Genomic DNA, 16,392 nt, shown 5'->3' on the forward strand with positions numbered 1-16,392 from the left:
GCGACATCCCAAGTTGGTAAAGCTGTAAGGAAGTGACGATTTCTATATCATCGACTTGGAAGGGCATCCTCATTCTTTTGAAATAGATATGTACACAGAAAACCGATGGCTGACGTAGTCGACAAGGCAGCGGCAATGAGATAAACAGTGCTGCCGCCTGCGGCATTATAGATCCACCCGCCTGCCGTACCGCTGATCAAGCCAGCGACACTGGACCAGGCAACTGCGAATATAGCTTGACCCGAGGAACGATACTCATCCGGAATAATTTGGCTCAAATAACGATTCGCCGTGAATAGGAAAACGCCGAAAGTTAAGCTGTGGAGAAGCTGAACGCCTATGATCCAAGTAGGATTTTGGATAAAGCCCATCATCACGAAGCGGAAGGCATAGATAACGCCTGCAAAGGCAAGTAAAGGAAGCTCCTTGAAGCGATGTCCGTGCTTGCTCAAATAGAAAAATACAGGTATCTCGCTAAGTGCCGATGTCATCCAAGCATAGCCAATGAGTGAATCGGAAGCGCCTAGCTGACGCATATAGAGGGCTAAGAAGCCATCATTGAACCGATGGGAAACCGACATGATGATCACGAGAGTAAGGAACCAGATGAATTTTTTGGAGCGGATGATGTTCACCATGCCACCAAAAGCCATCTTCTTGCCGCCTTGACGCGCATCTTTCAATAGAAAAACTATGATCAATGTACAGCCTATCGTGATAAAAAGCAGGACAGGTGTCAGCCCGGTGCCATAGGCTCGCAGTAATATGCCGAAGCCGCCAGCAGCAAGCGCGAAGCCGATTGACCCGTATGCGCGGAAGGAGGCGTAGCTTTTCCCGCTGGAGCGGACATGCAGCATAACTTGGCTGTCATTCAAGGAGTTCACCGGCTGTTGGAAGAAGAAAAACGCCGCCAAGCAGACGTAGAGCAAGGAGAACCAGCCTGCGGTGACTACCAAGACCGCTGTTACTAGCTGACCAAGGATCAGAATGATCATGATCTTCTTGACGGTTTGGTAGCGATCGCTCAGGAATCCCCAGAGCAGGTTGGTTGCTATGCCAATCAACGGCCCAATGGCATAAAGCAAGCCGATTTGGATTTTGGAATACCCTTTGTAATCGAAATAAAGCGGAAAGAAGGTAACAACAATTCCCATCGTCATAAAAAAAGATAGAGTAAACATTTTGAGCAATCGATCATTCGAATCGATCTGATTTGATTTGGACAAACGTAATCAACACCATTTCATTACTTATTTTCTTGAAGTTGGCTAGGTTGCTGAACGTCAGCTGTTCGTTTGAGCACATAGATAACGACAAGCAGCTCTGCCAGCATCCCTACCGATTGTGCCAGCGCGCCAATCATCCCGTTCCAGCCTGGAACAGTTGCAATGGCAACGAATAAAGTGAGTACCGTAATAGTAGCATTCGCAGATTGCGAGAAAACCATGATTTTAGTTTGGCCTCGCAGCATGATAATGCCATTCATATAATCAAGCCAAGGGAATACAATCGTCATAATCATGAAAATTCGCATTGCACTTAGGCTGGCTTGTCTTAATTCGGCATTCACACCCATGACATGAGTCATAAACCAAGGGCCGATCGGCGTATAGGCCAGTATGGCAATGAGTGCTCCTGGAATGAAGCTCAGCAGGAGAATGAATTTTTTTACGCGTTCAGCATCCTTGCGATAGAAATTTAGCACGATTTGATGTATGTACGAGAAAAAACTCATTACTAACTGCGTTAAGGATCCCGCGATCGCAAAGGACGAGATGGCGAGATGAATATGAGTTGTTTTGCCTAACATAGCATTAATAGATGGTCCGATAATTACGGCAATGACAGATGAATATAGCAGCGGTTTATAAAAGCTGAAAATTTGCTGCTTCGTCTCAATTGGATGGTCAGGTGCTTTCTCAGGAATGACACGCTTCAGCAAGCTTGTCCCTTCCCAAATTGCAATAGCGGCCTCAATCACCATACCGACAAGGAAAATAATGGCACCTACTTTACCGCTAGAGACATTATCCGTTGTGATGAAATATAAAGATAATAAATACATCGCGATGATCCTGACACCCATACCGATGGTTAGCCATTTGGTGCGCATGTTGAAAATAATAATCCCATGAAATAAACAACGCAGTCCGGAGAAGATGCTAACGTACATAAGTATACGATATACACTTAGCGTTGCGGCCAGTATTTCGCGTTCTACGCCAAAAAAGTAAAGAAACACCCATTCGCCAACCGGTGTATAACAGAGTATGAGTCCAAGCAGTATGATGCAGGCAAATACATAAGAGCTGACAACGCCCATGGCACGGAATGAAACCCGATCCCTGACGAGCGCAGAGCAGGCTTGACGCAGTAAGACGACTGGTCTCTCAGTCAGTCCTAGAAGACTTAGGGGAATGGCATAGGTGGCGATGACGAGCTCGGGATTATCCGCCCTAGCCAACGTACTATTAATAATAACGTGCGAGAGGGTTACAAGCGTTGCAGACAGTCCGAGGGGGAGGAAAAAGGAGATGAGCTGTTGCCATGTGATCGTTTCTTTTAATGTCTTAGCGGTCATCCAAATCGCACTCCTTCGTTTATTGCAAAACAATTACTTAAGTATATCAGAAAATGAAATCAGGTTGACATACAATTTTAACTGGAAACCCAAGGTTTGAAGTGATACATTTAAAGGTAGAATGTTTCTTGAACAAGACAGACTGTTTGCCTGCAAGGAGGTACATAAGGAATGAACAGTTATTTTCAGTATGATGAGAGGCTCGGTATCGAGATTCCCGTTTTGGAATTGGAATGGGACATGTATGATGCTGCCGTTCGCATCCATCTCTTGTTACGTTGGGAGCAAATACGAGGCATTATCCCAGATCGTATTATGAAATTGGAAGCACAAATAATTGAAAAGCAAAATAAACTCGATAAGGAAGACGATTTCGTAACCTCCTGCCGTTTGAATTCCGATATTGCTGACTTGGCTTCAATCATAAATGATCTTCATCTCTGGTTCCGTACTAATCAAGATTTGGAATCAAAAACCCACCATTAATGGTTGTCAATGAAGGGAGAATGACTGCATGCATAGCAATAAGGATGGGAATAACTGGCTTGGAGCGATAGCAAAACCTCTTCTGGAGCATCTCCCATCGCTTTATCCGATAGAAGAATGGGATGTCGCGATGGATGCACGTATAGAAGCACTCTCAGCTGCGCTAATTACGGAGGGAAGTCCTGAACAGCTGCCCTATGGTCAAGCTATTAAGGCGGGTCTCTTTCTCCTAAATGAAAGTCTGGACAAATCACATGATATTTCACAGGAAATTACGAATGCTACGGGAAGCTACTGGCATGCGCTTATGCATCGCATGGAAGGCGACTATAGCAATGCGAAATACTGGTTTAACGATGTTGGCCATCATCCTATTTTTTCTAATCTTATCCAATGTGTAAGAGATAGTTTATCGCTCAAGGACTTTATTGAATTGGAAAATGATGCGCTTCGTCATAAGCTTGAAGTGCTTGTAACATCGCCTGTTTGGAATCCCTATGTATTTATTGATGTGATTGAAATCCAAGTGTCACTTGTGCAGAATCCTACAGTAGACAGTTGGTTACGTCACATTCAGCGAGCTGAAATGCAGCTATTACTTCAATTCTGCTATGAACAAAGTTGTGGAGGAAGTTTGCTTGAAGCAATTGGACAGAAGTAGGATATGGATTAGGAGCCATGCAAAGGTTCCGCAAGGACCGATTCGATTAATGATCAGTGTGTATCGCTATATTTTACCAGAAGTCAATGAACAGCTGACCCGTTGGAAAAGTAAAGCAGCGAATATTCCCGATGAAGAGCTTCGAACTCAAGCATTAGCTAGCATTGCTACGAAGCAATTCCATTGTCAAGGAGGAGCTGTATATGCAGCTGCTCATTTATCGATGCGTCATGTGCTCATCCCACTTATCGTAGCTTTCCAGTCCATTAGCGACTATTTAGATAATTTATGTGATCGCAGTACATCACTGGATCCGTCGGATTTTCGCCAATTGCATCAATCGATGCTAGATGCGGTTGATCCCGCGAAGCCACAACATGATTACTATGCGTACAGAGATGAGAAGGATGACGATGGTTATTTAACTGAGCTAGTTCAGCAATGTCAGGCTTCGATCTGTCAGATGCCATCGTATTTGAAGGTAGCTGACCAAGTGAAAGAATTCGTTGGCTTATACTGTGATTTGCAGGTGTACAAGCATATCCGCAAGGATTTGCGTGAAGCTCAGCTTCATCAATGGTGGAATAACCATCACCATAAGTATCATCAGATTGATTGGAATGAGTTTGCTGCCGCTACAGGCTCAACCTTAGGCATGTTTATGTTGTTTTTGGCTGCATGTGATCCCGTTCTGACGGACAAGCAGGTGAATTCCATTCGGGAAGCTTATTTTCCGTATGTTTGTGGTTTACATATTTTGCTTGATTATCTGATTGATCAGGAAGAAGACAGAGAAGGCGGAGACCTGAATTTCTGTACCTACTATGACTCCTTGGATATAACCGTAGAGCGAATCGCTTTCATCGTGCAAGAGGCGAGAAGTAAAATTTTGTTCTTGGAACATCCGAGATTTCATCGTATGATAATCGAAGGTTTGCTTGCTCTCTATTTATCGGACCCTAAGGTCAACAGTCAACACCAAGTGAAGAAAATATCAAAGCGTCTGATGAAAAATAGTCCTTTGACAAGGCTCTTTTTCTGGATAAATAGCATGTATATCCGTACGACATCATGAATGTCATTCATAAGAATGTAGAAGGAGGAAATTAAAAATGTCAGCAGTAAAATCAATTGCCGTTTTAACCAGTGGAGGAGATTCTCAGGGGATGAACGCAGCCGTTCGGGCGGTTGTTCGAAGTGCTTTATTCCATGGGCTCGAAGTGTATGCAGTTCAACGTGGGTATCAAGGTCTTATTAATGATGATATCCGTAAAATGGATTTGCGAAGCGTAGGTGACATCATTCAACGCGGAGGGACGATCCTTCAAACGGCTCGTTGCAAAGAGTTTATGACACCTGAAGGACAACAAATCGGTGCAGATAACTTGCGTAAACGCGGAATTGACGGCCTCGTTGTTATCGGTGGGGATGGTTCCTATCAAGGCGCAAACAAGCTTAGTAAGCTGGGGATCAAAACGATGGGTCTGCCAGGCACCATTGACAACGACATCCCATTCACGGACTTTACAATTGGATTTGATACTGCTGTAAGCATTGTAGTGGATGCGATTAACAAGCTGCGCGATACCATGACATCTCATGAGCGTTCATCTGTTGTTGAGGTTATGGGGCGTCATTGTGGTGAAATCGCGCTGTATGCGGGACTTGCAAGCGGTGCTGAAACCATTATTGTGCCTGAGGTGGATGTAGATATCACTGAGGTAGCTAATCGGATGAAGGATAACTTCAACCATGGCAAGCGTCACAGTATTATCCTTGTAGCTGAAGGAGCAGGCACTGGCGAAGGTATTGCCAAGAAGATCACGGAAACGAACGGCATTGAGCCTCGTGTTACCGTTCTTGGTCATATTCAACGCGGAGGTGCACCTACGCACAACGACCGTATTTTGGCAAGCCGTTTAGGTGATTTCGCTGTTCGCAAACTCATGGAGGGTGATTCTTCCAAAGCTTGCGGCATCATCAAAGGTGAACTCGTGGCAACGGATATCGATCTGGTTGTAAACACGAAACGTACCTTTAATATGGAGCTCTATGAATTAGCTAGCCGTTTGTCACAATAAGCCTATTTTTGCTAAAGCATATTGATTCTCTTTCAAATTTCGGCTATTATAGACAACAATATATACATCGACATCATGTCTATGAAGAGCATCCAACTCGGAGACGTTCATGATCGGAAAGATCTTAGGATCTTTCTCTAAATAAACCGGCACCGCCCGTTATCGCGGAACCAAGCGGATGAATGACAGTTCCTGTCATTCATCAAGTTGGGTGGCACCGCGAGCAGAACGCTCCTCGTCCCAATCGGACTGAGGGCGTTCTTTGTCTTTTTCACACATTCGAAAAGGAAGCGGTGACGGGAAATGTTGGATATCAAATGGATTCGTAACAACCAAGAGCAAGTGAAAACAGCAGCTACTCGCAAAGGAGTAGAATGCCATGTTGAGGAACTTCTCCTCATCGATGAGAAGAAAAGAGAATTGCAGGGGCAAGTGGATCAGCTCCGAGCAGAGCGCAATCGCGCGTCGGAGCAGATTGCGATCTATATGTCGCAGCGGATGGCTCTAGAAGCAGAAAGCTTGAAGGAGCAAGTTCGCGGCTGGAATCAGAGCTTAACGGCTCTGGAAGCGGAATTGAACGAGTATGACCAAAGATTTAAGGAACTCATGCTGAAAATACCGAATCTCGCCTCGCCGGATACGCCAATAGGAGCGAGCGATCAAGAGAACGTAGAGCTGAAGGTCGTTGGTGAAAAGCCGATGTTTGCATTCGAGATGAAAGATCACCTGCAGCTTGGCGAAGCGCTAGACTTGATTGATGTCGTTCGAGGTGTTAAGGTTGCAGGCAGCCGAAATTATTACCTCAAAGGGATGGGGCTTTATTTGCATCGAGCTGTCCAACAGCTTGCCATTGACCTGCTAACAGATCGCGGGTTTACCGTGATGGATGTACCGCTCATGGTGCGGGAGGAAACCCTGCTGAACGCTGCCTTCTTTCCAGCTGGCAAAGATCAAACCTATGAGCTTCAGGATGACAATGCATGGTTAGTTGGAACTTCGGAAGGTCCATTGGTTTCGTATTATGCTGGGGAGATCGTTGATCTGACGAAGGGGCCGATTCAGTTAGCGGCAGTGTCGAATTGCTTCCGCAAAGAAGCGGGTTCGGCAGGGAGAGACGTGAGAGGACTATATCGTGTTCATCAATTCGCGAAAGTGGAACAAGTGATCCTTTGCGAGAATAACGCCGAGGAAGCTGAGCGCATGCTGCAGCAGATTACACAAAATGCCGAAGATCTACTTGCTCTTCTAGAACTACCCTATCGTGTTGTGGCTGTATGTTCGGGGGACATGGGGGCTAAGAATTACAAGCAATTCGACATTGAAACTTGGATGCCAAGCCGCGGGGCTTATGGCGAAACACATTCGTCGTCGAGCCTGCTGGACTTTCAAGCGAGACGGAGTAATCTTCGCTATCGCGATCAAGAAGGCATGTTGCGTTATTGCTATACGCTGAACAATACAGCTGTTGCATCGCCACGTATCTTAATTCCTTTGCTTGAGAATCATCAACAGGCGGATGGATCGATTTATATACCGCCTGCACTGCGACCTTATATGCGCGGACTCAATGCAATTCCGGCGCTATAATTGAAAAGCACCTTATCCTAAGTGATTTAGTAGGATAAGGTGCTTTTTGTTTGAGCGTTAGCGCGGAGGCCCAGCGGCCCACAACCGCGTGTGACGACTTTATCACCTACAATTCTGGGCACTATCCCATCGGCTCAGGATATGACTCCACTCATGCTAACCTGAGCGAAAGGGATCGTGGCGATAGGTGCTTTTAAGAGAACAGTGGTTAATAACCTTCAGCTAAGTCCACAACATTGATCATATCTCCGCCATCCAGTATCGCGCGCAAATTGTGATAGAAGATTAAGGATACGCGATCTGTATAATGTTCGGATGCGCCCGCAATATGAGGGGTTAGAATTACATTCTTCATGCCCCATAATGGAGAAGTGGAAGGTAACGGCTCTTGCTCGAAAACATCCAAAGCTGCACCGGCAAGCTTACCCTCCTGCAAGGCTTGGATCAATGCTGCTTCGTCGATGACATCTCCGCGAGCTAAATTGATGAAAAAGGCACTTGGCTTCATAAGCGCTAGATGCTCCTTTTGCAAGAAGCCCCTGGTTTTCTCGGTACTAGGAAGGAGAACAACGACGAAATCGCTTTGAGATAGGAGCAGCTGAAGGCCATCCTCACCGTGGACGGTTGTATCGAAGGCGGCTTGCGGTGTCCCCGAACGATTGAGGCCGATGACCGACATATCGAATGCTTTGGCTTTACGAGCTACCGCTTCGCCGATGGCACCAGCTCCGATAATGCCAATCGTCTTGCCGTGCAGCTCACCAAAGCGAACTTGATGGTCCCACACGTGCTGCTGTTGGTTATCGTGAAGTAAATTTGCTTTCCGAACCCATTGCAGCATAAGGCTCAGCGCGAATTCACTCATTTGAATGGTGTGAACACCTCTGGCATTCGTAACAAGCACTTGACGTTGCTCCAGCTCAGCGAGAGGCAGTTTATCAACGCCAGCGGATAAGGTTTGTACCCATTTCAGCTTCGCTGCTCGAGAGACGATTTCAGGGTGTAAGCGACCTGCGGAGATGATGACATCCGCATCAGGAATGAGGTCTCCAGCATCCTTGGAAGATGAAAACCAGTGAAACTGTGAGCGTTCCTTCAAGTCTTGCGGCATTTGTTCTTGCATAGAAGTTAAATTCATGCCAGTTATAGCTACGATTTTCAGCACAGTATCACATCCTAACTATTTTTCACTACGAATACTACAATGATAAAGGAAATGGAAACCGAAAGTAAACTCTAACCAGATGTGAAAATACCCTGAGAGCGAAATCGGCTCTCAGGGTACATACAGTTAACTATTAATAGCTTACATTAGGCGTATAGTTATTATTGGCATTCCATAACAAATACTCGTTAATGCCGTTGTCTTTCAGGGCACGAATTTGTTCATCTAATTCATGTTTGCCGTATTTAATATAACCAGGCACCCAAGATGCGGTGAAATCCTGAATCCAAGGACGGACAACCGGCTTCCAGCCCTTTTTATCAATTTCTTCAAGCTTCTTATTAGTATCCTTGGAAGCACCATTGATGGTAGCATACGGCGCTGCATCGGGCACTTTGGAACCGAACCAGCCCGTGCTGTAATGACTTGGATAAATCATTGGAGCAATAACATCGACATTCTGCGAGATTTTCTCGAAATCCTGACCAATACCTTCAGCTGCAGGGACAGAAGCCGCGTAGCCAAAGATATCAACAGAAACGCGAACGCCAAGCGGTGATAATTGTTCTCTTGCGTATTTCACGAAAGAAGAGACGGCATCAATCCGTGAACGCTCATCCTTGGTATATTTGAGAATATCTGCCCTTTTCTCGAAACCTTCAGGGAAACGGACATAATCAAATTGGATTTCTTTAAAGCCTGCTTTAACAGCTTCTTTGGCTACGGCGATATTGTAGTCCCATACCTCTTTGCTGTATGGATTAACGAAGCTATCAGGAGGATTTTTACCATTCCCCCATAATGTGCCATCTGGATTAACGAAAGATATTTCCGGTTTCTTCTTAGCAAGAATTGTGTCTTTGAAAACGACGATACGTGCAATTGGATAAATGTTATGTTCTTGTAGTGTAGTCATAAGGCCTGGCATATTACCAATGATTTTCTGGGTTGTTCCCATTGCATCCAGCTCGGCATTCCCAGTTTCCCATGTGATGTAACCCCAGTCATCTTTCACATCGATAACCATTGCATTCAAATCCGTATCATCAAGTAGCTTTACAAGCGTATTGAGTCTCGAACCGCCTGCACTATGGGCAGTTGAGTAGATCCCTTTCACAACAGGGGCATCCTTCTGTGGATCTACCTTGTTGACAGGTGCGAGTGGATCCGTCGCCTCCGCAGGAGTTGCAGGAGTTACGGGTTGAACGATCGCTACAGCGTTCTTCGCTTCTAGTGAAGCCTGAACGAGCTGTTCAAAGCTTGCGTCTGGGTTTGCGGCTGTAACATTCCCCCAAATGAGGGCAAGTGAAGCAAGTAAAATTTCCATGATGTATAAGTCCACTCCAATCCTTGTTTCTAGCTTTCATTATAAGGCAAGCGGGAAACTACGCACAGAGGAAATTTGTAGGCTTTTGTAGAAGCTTGTATGAGTAATTTGACGCATGAGAAACACGGTCTTTTGTAGGAAAAATGAAAAAAACACCCGGAATCTGAGCTTCCGAGTGTTTAAATATTACTTATTAACTTGTCCTGACTCACTATTCGTAACTTCAGGGTTAATTTCTTTCCGTGCGATCGTAGGTTGATCATCATTGGATGAGTTATTGCCGTTCCCATTCGTTGCATCTTTGAATTCGCGGAACATTTTGCCGAAACCACGTCCAAGTTCAGGCAGTTTATTAGGCCCAAACAAGAGTAGGGCAACGATCGCAATAAGAATGATGTGCCAAGGAGATAAAGCTCCCATTCCAGACACCTCCAGTAAAATTTATGTAGCCTTATTATATCATGGACTTATCATAACCTATATAGCTTAATTATTACAATTTTAATAATCTTGACATCAGATCATCAGATGCGATGCAAAAAAAGACACCCTTAATGGTACAGGGTGTCCTTATGATGTTCCGAAATGCTGAATTGAATAATTTCCATGACATCTTCCGCTGCGAGTGCCTCTATACCGAACCGTAGCACGATCTCGGATTCCAACTCATTGCTGGTTAAAGAGGGATACAACTCGGGCGTTAATTTCATTACAATCCTGGATAATTTGACTGTCTCCACAAGCATCACCCTTCCAATCAGAAGATTAGAATAAGAACTACGCCTGAACCTACCATCGCTGAAAACCAGAACTATATGAAATTACATTCATTATAACACAATTAAAACTGGAATAAAGGGGCAGTTGGCTGATTTATTACTTGGGCTTTCGAAATTCCCCAACAACACCGACTGTTTCCACAATATTCACGAACGCTTTCGGATCAATCTCTTTAATAATTCGCTTTAATTCTACGAGCTCAAATCGCGTCGTAACCGTCATAAGCATATCATGCTGTTGTTTCGTATATGCGCCTTCTGTTTTAATCAAGGTAACACCTCTGGGGATCATAAGCAGCTTATTAATAATGGCATCCTTATGTTTGGTGACAATGAACGCGGTCACTTTAATATGTGGGATATGTATCATATCGACAGTTTTCCCGCTTATGAAAATTGCTAACATAGAAAATAAGGCGAGGTCCCAATTATCTTTAAAATAGCCGAGCGCGACGATGACGATACCGTTCATCGAGGAAAGGATAGTCCCTAGCGGGAAATCATATTTACGGGTTAAGATCAAGCCGACAATGTCAAATCCGCCGCTGGAGCCCCCAATACGAAGTGTAATCCCACTGCCAATACCGATAAGCACTCCGCCAAACACAGCGCCTAACATCGAATCTTTGGCAACGAAGTTCATGGGAATAACTTGCATCAACCATGTTGTTAATACGACAGATACCACGCTGATCATGATAAAACGTTTCCCAATGGAAACAAGACCCCAGATCATTAATGGCATGTTAAATAATAAATAAAGAAATCCAATATTGTAGTCTGTGAAATAACCAATAATCATGGCAATTCCCGAAACGCCCCCGCTAAGCAGCTGATGGGGAATAAGGAACATATTGAAGCCGACTGCGACAAGCAGTGCGCCAACTAGAATGATTAGAACATCTAGCGCCTTTTTCAAAACAAATCACCTCTAAAATAGTATGCAGCATATTGCAAGTATAATTCATTCTTATAAAACTGCAATCATTATTTAACCAGTGGACAAATAAATGAAAACACATGAAAAAAAGCTGTGTCCAAGTTATGGACAACAGCTTTTGTGAGATCTTAACGGCGCTTGAAGGAGCCCGTTTTTTTGGTTGTGCTTGGCTTGCTTGTTGTTGGCTTCGTGACTTTGTTTGGCGTCGAGCCATCATTCTTACGGGCTGTTGAAGAGCTGCCAGAGCTCGGATTCGCTGCACCGCTTGTGAAGCCTCCCGTCCGATCGGACGTAGTTGGCTTCGTCTCTTTAGAAGTACCCGTAGTTGGCGTTGTCGCCTTTCCTGACTTGTAATACGGTGTTTGCGTATAGCCGCGATAATCATAGGACCCTCTATTGTTATACCAGCTTCCACCAAATAAGGATTGAAGCAACGTGGCAGTTAAATAGCCTTGTAAAAAAGAGGAATCATAATGGCTTTTGGCATATTCGATACTATCTAGTTGAACTAATGTATTTTTATTATCGTTGGGATCCTTCTGGATGTTGATTACCTTGTCCTTATAAACAAGGAACATCTGATCCTCAGATTCCTTACTCTTCTCAGTAGGGGTTTCTTTGGCAGCAAGTTCACTCGCGACTGTAGGCACGTTCTTGCCTTCAACAGAGTAAACCTTGGACATATTGCTTCCCTTGCCGTCAACGCTTACTAACGGATATTCATCTTTGATATAACGTCCGGCATCAGCGCCACATGCGGTTAAAAGAGCGATAATGATGAGGAAAGAAAGCCATGAAGTCCATCTCTTCATTTTCTAGTAGTCCTCCTTTCAGGGAACATCGGAAACCTGCTTCCATGATAACATAGGTTCATCGTCATCAGTGTCAATTTCAAAAATTTTTCAAAAATTTGATCTGATTGCCTGGTGTGCGTTCTCCCTCGAGGGCAATAAATTTACCATCTTGCCATTGCAGGAAAAAGAAGCGCTGGTCTGGACCAAAATATCGCCAGAAGATGATATCATCTCCACTTCGGAAATCCGTGTTGCCTTCTGTGCGAGAGACATCATTACGATGGAACTCCAAATCGAAAGTAACATCTCCATCCAACTCTAGCCGCGTAGGTACATCATTGGGGTCATCTAATGCGCCTTCAATAAAGCTGCATAAGAAGCAGTCATAGGTTCTGCCTTTTTCCACAATCAAGCACTGAATATTTTTGCCGCTTTGCAGATAATAGGCATAACGATGTGGAGCAAACCCGCGGTCAAAATAAATGACTTTACCGGAAATGACATATTCCTCTAAGTCCACATTCACAATATCGCCAACACGTGCATCTTCAAGCGGATTTCCGAGGGGTGCGGTTGATGGTACTTGCTTTTGACTGCGAAGAATGTTGCTGACACGTTTGAAAATAGACATAAGAAACTCTCCTCTGTACGATTCCGTTTTATTGTTCTCCCCTTTAATACGAGTTACTTATTCATTCGGTTTCGTTGGAATGTTTAAAAGTAGCCACTGGCAATGTGTACATCACTTGTGCTATAATATTTTAGATGTTCTTAAGGGCGGCCAGTTGGATCATGGAAGATGACGAATCGAAAGTGTATTCCACCAAGAAACTATAGAGACGGATAGGAAGTCGTACTTAAGGGTAAAAAAGATACAAGGCATTAGCCTGCCCTGTACAAAAGGAGATTGAATTTATTTGAAAACATTTCAGGAGTTTGGTTTAGACCCATCGGTACTACGTGCGATTACGGAAATGGGCTTTGAAGAGTCCACACCAATTCAAGAGAAAACAATACCATTGGCCATGGACGGCCGTGATTTGATCGGGCAAGCACAAACAGGAACTGGGAAAACAGCAGCGTTCGGTATTCCACTAGTTAACAAAATCAATGTAAAAGAAGAGCGCATTTCGGCTTTAATCATGTGTCCAACACGGGAACTTGCCATTCAGGTTGCGGAAGAGATTGAAAAACTCGGTCGTTTCAAAGGCATTCGTTCTTTGCCAATTTACGGTGGACAGGATATCGTGAAACAAATCCGCGCTTTGAAAAAGAAACCGCAAATCATTATCGGAACGCCTGGACGTCTTCTTGACCATATTAACCGTAAAACAATCAAGCTTGATGATGTTCAAACGGTTATTTTGGATGAAGCGGATGAAATGCTTGACATGGGCTTCATGGATGATATCCAATCCATTCTTAAACTAGTTCCAGCTGAGCGTCACACGATGTTGTTCTCTGCAACAATGCCGACAAACATTCAGAAATTGGCTCAACAGTTCCTTACGAACCCAGAGCACGTTTCCGTTATTCCTAAACAAGTAAGTGCTCCATTGATCGAGCAAGCTTACATTGAACTGCATGAGAAACAAAAGTTCGAAGCGCTTAGCCGTTTGATTGACATGGAAGCACCAGATCTAGCTATTATCTTCGGGCGTACTAAGCGTCGGGTAGATGAGTTGGCAGAAGCTCTTCAAAAAAGAGGCTATGCGGCTGAAGGTCTTCACGGTGACTTGTCTCAGAATCAACGTGATAACGTAATGAGAAAATTCCGTGATGGCAGTATTGATGTGCTTGTTGCAACTGACGTTGCTGCTCGCGGACTAGACGTATCTGGTGTAACACACGTAATTAACTTTGACCTTCCGCAAGATCCAGAAAGCTACGTTCACCGTATCGGCCGTACAGGTCGTGCAGGTAAAGAAGGTACTGCTTGGACTTTCGTAACGCCAAGAGAAATCGATCACCTTCACTTTATCGAGAAGGTTACTCGTCATAAAATCAACAAAAAACCTTTGCCAAGCGTAGCAGAAGCTGTTGAAGGTAAACAAAAAATGACAGCTGAGCGTATTTTGGATATGCTTCAAAAAGAAGAGCATTCCGAATTCAAAGGCCTAGCTATTCAAATGCTTGAGCAATACGATTCGGTAAACTTACTTGCAGCAGCGATGAAACTTCTTACAGGTGACAAGAAAGATCTTAATATCGAATTGACACCAGAAGATCCGATTCGTGCAAGAAAGAAAAAATTCGATGTTCGCAGCTCAGGTAGACGTGTTGGCGGTGGATACGGTTCAGGATCAGGTTCAAGCGATCGACGTCAAGGCGGCGGTAGTTATGGTGGATCAGGTTCAGGCAATTCCTCCAGCGGTGGCTCACGTTACCCACGTAAGGATAGCAGAGACTATGGTTCAAACAGAGAAGGCGGAAGCAGCTCAACTTCGAGAAACCGTGAGTACGGAAGCAATAACTCCGGAAATCGCGATCGTTCCAGAGCGCCGCGCAAAAGTGAAGATACACTTGTAAACAAATAAAATGTTAGACTGAAAAGGCGGAGATCCTAGGATCCCCGCCTTTTTTTCAATTTGTATATAGATTAGAGTACGAAAGCGCTAGTGATGATAACTAACAAGATGAATAGCACCAAAATTGCAGCTGCGGATGTTCCAGCCGGATAAGACATAGTATCAACCTCCTGAATAAAGATATGGGGGTGGGGCCATTAGACACTACTATAATATGTAAAAGAACCTATAACGACTAGACGTCTACCTATATGATCAAAAATAGGCTATAATTAAGTATATATACAATTAAGACATGCTTATGGTCATGTCAGCAGCAAACAACGTAGAAAGTTTCCAGATGGAAACGCTAAGGAGGAAGCAGTTTTGGAGTTTAAGGGAGTTATGGGAGGACTGTACAGAATATCGGAGTGGATAATGCGGTTCTCCGTTATTAATCTGCTTTGGATGCTTTGCTCGATTCCGGTATTCTTTTTCCTCTTTATGGGGTTAGTAAGTCAAACGCCGGACGCGTTAAAAGCGACGCTGCCGATTCTTGCTATTTTGGCACCGTTTACTTTATTTCCCGCAACGACCGCTATGTTTGCAGTAGCTAGGAAATGGGTGACCGGAGAAGAAGATGTACCATTGTTAAAAACATTTTTCCGCGGGTACAAAGAAAACTACTTGCAAAGCATGCTAGGCGGTATATTCTTTGTATTAATCTTCGTCATTATCGCGGTAAACTATTTCTTTTACTTGAAGCAAGGAAGCTCGTTGAAAGTACTGGCCGTTCTTTTTATTGCCTTCACGGTTATTATGATCATTGCCTTGTTTAATTTCTTCTCAATTATTGTTCATTTGCACATGAAAATCTTCCAAATTGTTAAGAATTCCATCTTAATTACAATTGGTAACCCAATCAATTCGATTGTTTTGCTCATTTGTAATGGCGTTATTGTTTACATTTGCTTAACGAAATTCAATTTCTTCTTAGTTGTTTTCTTCATGGGAGCTATCGTTGCTACGTTCTCGTTCTGGCAGTTTAATCGAAGCTTTACAAAGCTTCAGACGAAACAACAGGAGCTGGAAGAGAAGGAACAACAGAGACTGGCTGAAGCGGAAGCAGCTGAAGCGGGAAATGATAATGAAGACGAGAGTGTAGAATCTAATTCTCCGATTAGTTTGCATAAAAAAGATGGAAATGACAAGACTAAAGACTAATCCTGCCAGTTGATAATCAGCGAGGTTGGATCTATAATAAGAAAACAGAAGAAATCTGCGATGCTCGTAACGGTTTTAAGTTGTTTTAAACCAATGACTGTTTCTAGGGAGACCTATATTGAAGTGTGGCTGACATGCCCTCGAAAGGGGACCTCAAATACACCTCTGCGGACACCCACCTGCGAGAGCGGGTTTGAAGCACCAAAACCGGACGGCATAGGCGGGTTTCTTCGAATAAAAAAGAGGTTGAACAGGCACCA

Annotated in this window: 17 protein-coding genes and 1 other RNA gene; 8 read left to right on the forward strand and 10 right to left on the reverse strand. The window is 44.1% G+C overall.

The genetic code is table 11. The features are described 5' to 3' along the window. Positions 1-47: 47 nt before the first annotated feature. On the reverse strand, positions 48-1,226 hold the full coding sequence (locus AC58QO_RS08415; protein ID WP_497264847.1) for an MFS transporter: 1,179 nt from the start codon (positions 1,224-1,226) through the stop codon (positions 48-50). Positions 1,227-1,246: 20 nt separating this feature from the next. Then, positions 1,247-2,581, reverse strand: coding sequence for a multi antimicrobial extrusion protein MatE (locus AC58QO_RS08420; protein WP_497264849.1), 1,335 nt, complete (start codon positions 2,579-2,581; stop codon positions 1,247-1,249). 171 nt (positions 2,582-2,752) lie between these two features. Between AC58QO_RS08420 and AC58QO_RS08425 the strand changes: the two genes are divergently transcribed. The 5 genes from AC58QO_RS08425 to serS all read left to right on the forward strand — a co-directional run bounded on the left by AC58QO_RS08425 (position 2,753) and on the right by serS (position 7,396). Continuing rightward, complete coding sequence (locus AC58QO_RS08425) at positions 2,753-3,067, forward strand: hypothetical protein (protein ID WP_497264850.1); 315 nt, start codon at positions 2,753-2,755, stop codon at positions 3,065-3,067. A 28-nt stretch (positions 3,068-3,095) separates the two neighbouring features. Next, positions 3,096-3,728 (forward strand): hypothetical protein, encoded by a 633-nt coding sequence (locus tag AC58QO_RS08430; protein ID WP_497264851.1) that lies wholly within the window; start codon positions 3,096-3,098, stop codon positions 3,726-3,728. A gap of 49 nt (positions 3,729-3,777) precedes the next feature. Next, entirely contained in the window at positions 3,778-4,803 is a 1,026-nt protein-coding gene (locus AC58QO_RS08435) for a tetraprenyl-beta-curcumene synthase family protein (protein ID WP_497265445.1), read from the forward strand. Between the two features lie 37 nt (positions 4,804-4,840). Further along, entirely contained in the window at positions 4,841-5,809 is a 969-nt protein-coding gene (gene pfkA, locus AC58QO_RS08440; RefSeq protein WP_497264852.1) for a 6-phosphofructokinase, read from the forward strand. Between the two features lie 303 nt (positions 5,810-6,112). After that, entirely contained in the window at positions 6,113-7,396 is a 1,284-nt protein-coding gene (gene serS, locus AC58QO_RS08445; RefSeq protein WP_497264854.1) for a serine--tRNA ligase, read from the forward strand. Positions 7,397-7,604: 208 nt separating this feature from the next. Here serS and AC58QO_RS08450 read toward each other — a convergent pair whose 3' ends face one another. The 7 genes from AC58QO_RS08450 to AC58QO_RS08480 form a co-directional block, all read right to left on the reverse strand. Continuing rightward, on the reverse strand, positions 7,605-8,561 hold the full coding sequence (locus tag AC58QO_RS08450; RefSeq protein WP_497264855.1) for a D-2-hydroxyacid dehydrogenase: 957 nt from the start codon (positions 8,559-8,561) through the stop codon (positions 7,605-7,607). 133 nt (positions 8,562-8,694) lie between these two features. Further along, entirely contained in the window at positions 8,695-9,888 is a 1,194-nt protein-coding gene (locus AC58QO_RS08455; RefSeq protein ID WP_497264856.1) for a putative glycoside hydrolase, read from the reverse strand. 186 nt (positions 9,889-10,074) lie between these two features. Further along, a complete protein-coding gene (locus AC58QO_RS08460; RefSeq protein WP_497264857.1) occupies positions 10,075-10,308 on the reverse strand; it encodes a Sec-independent protein translocase subunit TatA/TatB in 234 nt (77 codons plus the stop codon). A 131-nt stretch (positions 10,309-10,439) separates the two neighbouring features. Beyond that, complete coding sequence (locus AC58QO_RS08465; protein ID WP_056616326.1) at positions 10,440-10,634, reverse strand: hypothetical protein; 195 nt, start codon at positions 10,632-10,634, stop codon at positions 10,440-10,442. A 130-nt stretch (positions 10,635-10,764) separates the two neighbouring features. After that, the gene (locus AC58QO_RS08470; protein WP_497264858.1) at positions 10,765-11,586 is read right to left on the reverse strand and encodes a YitT family protein; all 822 of its coding nucleotides are present in this window, start codon (positions 11,584-11,586) and stop codon (positions 10,765-10,767) included. 149 nt (positions 11,587-11,735) lie between these two features. Continuing rightward, the gene (locus tag AC58QO_RS08475) at positions 11,736-12,419 is read right to left on the reverse strand and encodes a DUF4247 domain-containing protein (RefSeq protein ID WP_497264859.1); all 684 of its coding nucleotides are present in this window, start codon (positions 12,417-12,419) and stop codon (positions 11,736-11,738) included. Positions 12,420-12,498: 79 nt separating this feature from the next. Continuing rightward, positions 12,499-13,032 carry a DUF4178 domain-containing protein gene (locus AC58QO_RS08480; RefSeq protein WP_497264860.1) on the reverse strand — a complete coding sequence of 178 codons (534 nt, stop codon included), beginning with the start codon at positions 13,030-13,032 and terminating at the stop codon, positions 12,499-12,501. 286 nt (positions 13,033-13,318) lie between these two features. Between AC58QO_RS08480 and cshA the strand changes: the two genes are divergently transcribed. Further along, complete coding sequence (gene cshA, locus AC58QO_RS08485; protein WP_497264861.1) at positions 13,319-14,938, forward strand: degradosome RNA helicase CshA; 1,620 nt, start codon at positions 13,319-13,321, stop codon at positions 14,936-14,938. A 62-nt stretch (positions 14,939-15,000) separates the two neighbouring features. On the opposite strand, the gene AC58QO_RS08490 is transcribed toward cshA, so the two are convergent. Further along, positions 15,001-15,087, reverse strand: a complete 87-nt coding sequence (locus AC58QO_RS08490) for a YjcZ family sporulation protein (protein ID WP_497265446.1) — start codon at positions 15,085-15,087, stop codon at positions 15,001-15,003. A gap of 208 nt (positions 15,088-15,295) precedes the next feature. Between AC58QO_RS08490 and AC58QO_RS08495 the strand changes: the two genes are divergently transcribed. Together AC58QO_RS08495 and ssrS are read left to right on the forward strand one after the other, a co-directional pair. After that, positions 15,296-16,132, forward strand: coding sequence for a YesL family protein (locus AC58QO_RS08495; protein ID WP_497264862.1), 837 nt, complete (start codon positions 15,296-15,298; stop codon positions 16,130-16,132). Between the two features lie 49 nt (positions 16,133-16,181). Beyond that, a non-coding RNA gene (gene ssrS, locus AC58QO_RS08500) (6S RNA) lies at positions 16,182-16,363 on the forward strand. Positions 16,364-16,392: the final 29 nt, after the last annotated feature.

This window comes from Paenibacillus sp. J31R30 (genome assembly GCF_059692115.1).

Bases quoted from the DNA above. Each gene is read 5' to 3' on its own strand.
- AC58QO_RS08420 (WP_497264849.1), bottom strand. From the start codon at position 2,581: ATGACCGCTAAGACATTAAAAGAAACGATCACATGGCAACAGCTCATC.
- AC58QO_RS08425 (WP_497264850.1), top strand. From the start codon at position 2,753: ATGAACAGTTATTTTCAGTATGATGAGAGGCTCGGTATCGAGATTCCC.
- AC58QO_RS08430 (WP_497264851.1), top strand. From the start codon at position 3,096: ATGCATAGCAATAAGGATGGGAATAACTGGCTTGGAGCGATAGCAAAA.
- AC58QO_RS08435 (WP_497265445.1), top strand. From the start codon at position 3,778: ATGATCAGTGTGTATCGCTATATTTTACCAGAAGTCAATGAACAGCTG.
- pfkA (WP_497264852.1), top strand. From the start codon at position 4,841: ATGTCAGCAGTAAAATCAATTGCCGTTTTAACCAGTGGAGGAGATTCT.
- serS (WP_497264854.1), top strand. From the start codon at position 6,113: ATGTTGGATATCAAATGGATTCGTAACAACCAAGAGCAAGTGAAAACA.
- AC58QO_RS08455 (WP_497264856.1), bottom strand. From the start codon at position 9,888: ATGGAAATTTTACTTGCTTCACTTGCCCTCATTTGGGGGAATGTTACA.
- AC58QO_RS08460 (WP_497264857.1), bottom strand. From the start codon at position 10,308: ATGGGAGCTTTATCTCCTTGGCACATCATTCTTATTGCGATCGTTGCC.
- AC58QO_RS08465 (WP_056616326.1), bottom strand. From the start codon at position 10,634: ATGCTTGTGGAGACAGTCAAATTATCCAGGATTGTAATGAAATTAACG.
- AC58QO_RS08475 (WP_497264859.1), bottom strand. From the start codon at position 12,419: ATGAAGAGATGGACTTCATGGCTTTCTTTCCTCATCATTATCGCTCTT.
- AC58QO_RS08480 (WP_497264860.1), bottom strand. From the start codon at position 13,032: ATGTCTATTTTCAAACGTGTCAGCAACATTCTTCGCAGTCAAAAGCAA.
- AC58QO_RS08490 (WP_497265446.1), bottom strand. From the start codon at position 15,087: ATGTCTTATCCGGCTGGAACATCCGCAGCTGCAATTTTGGTGCTATTC.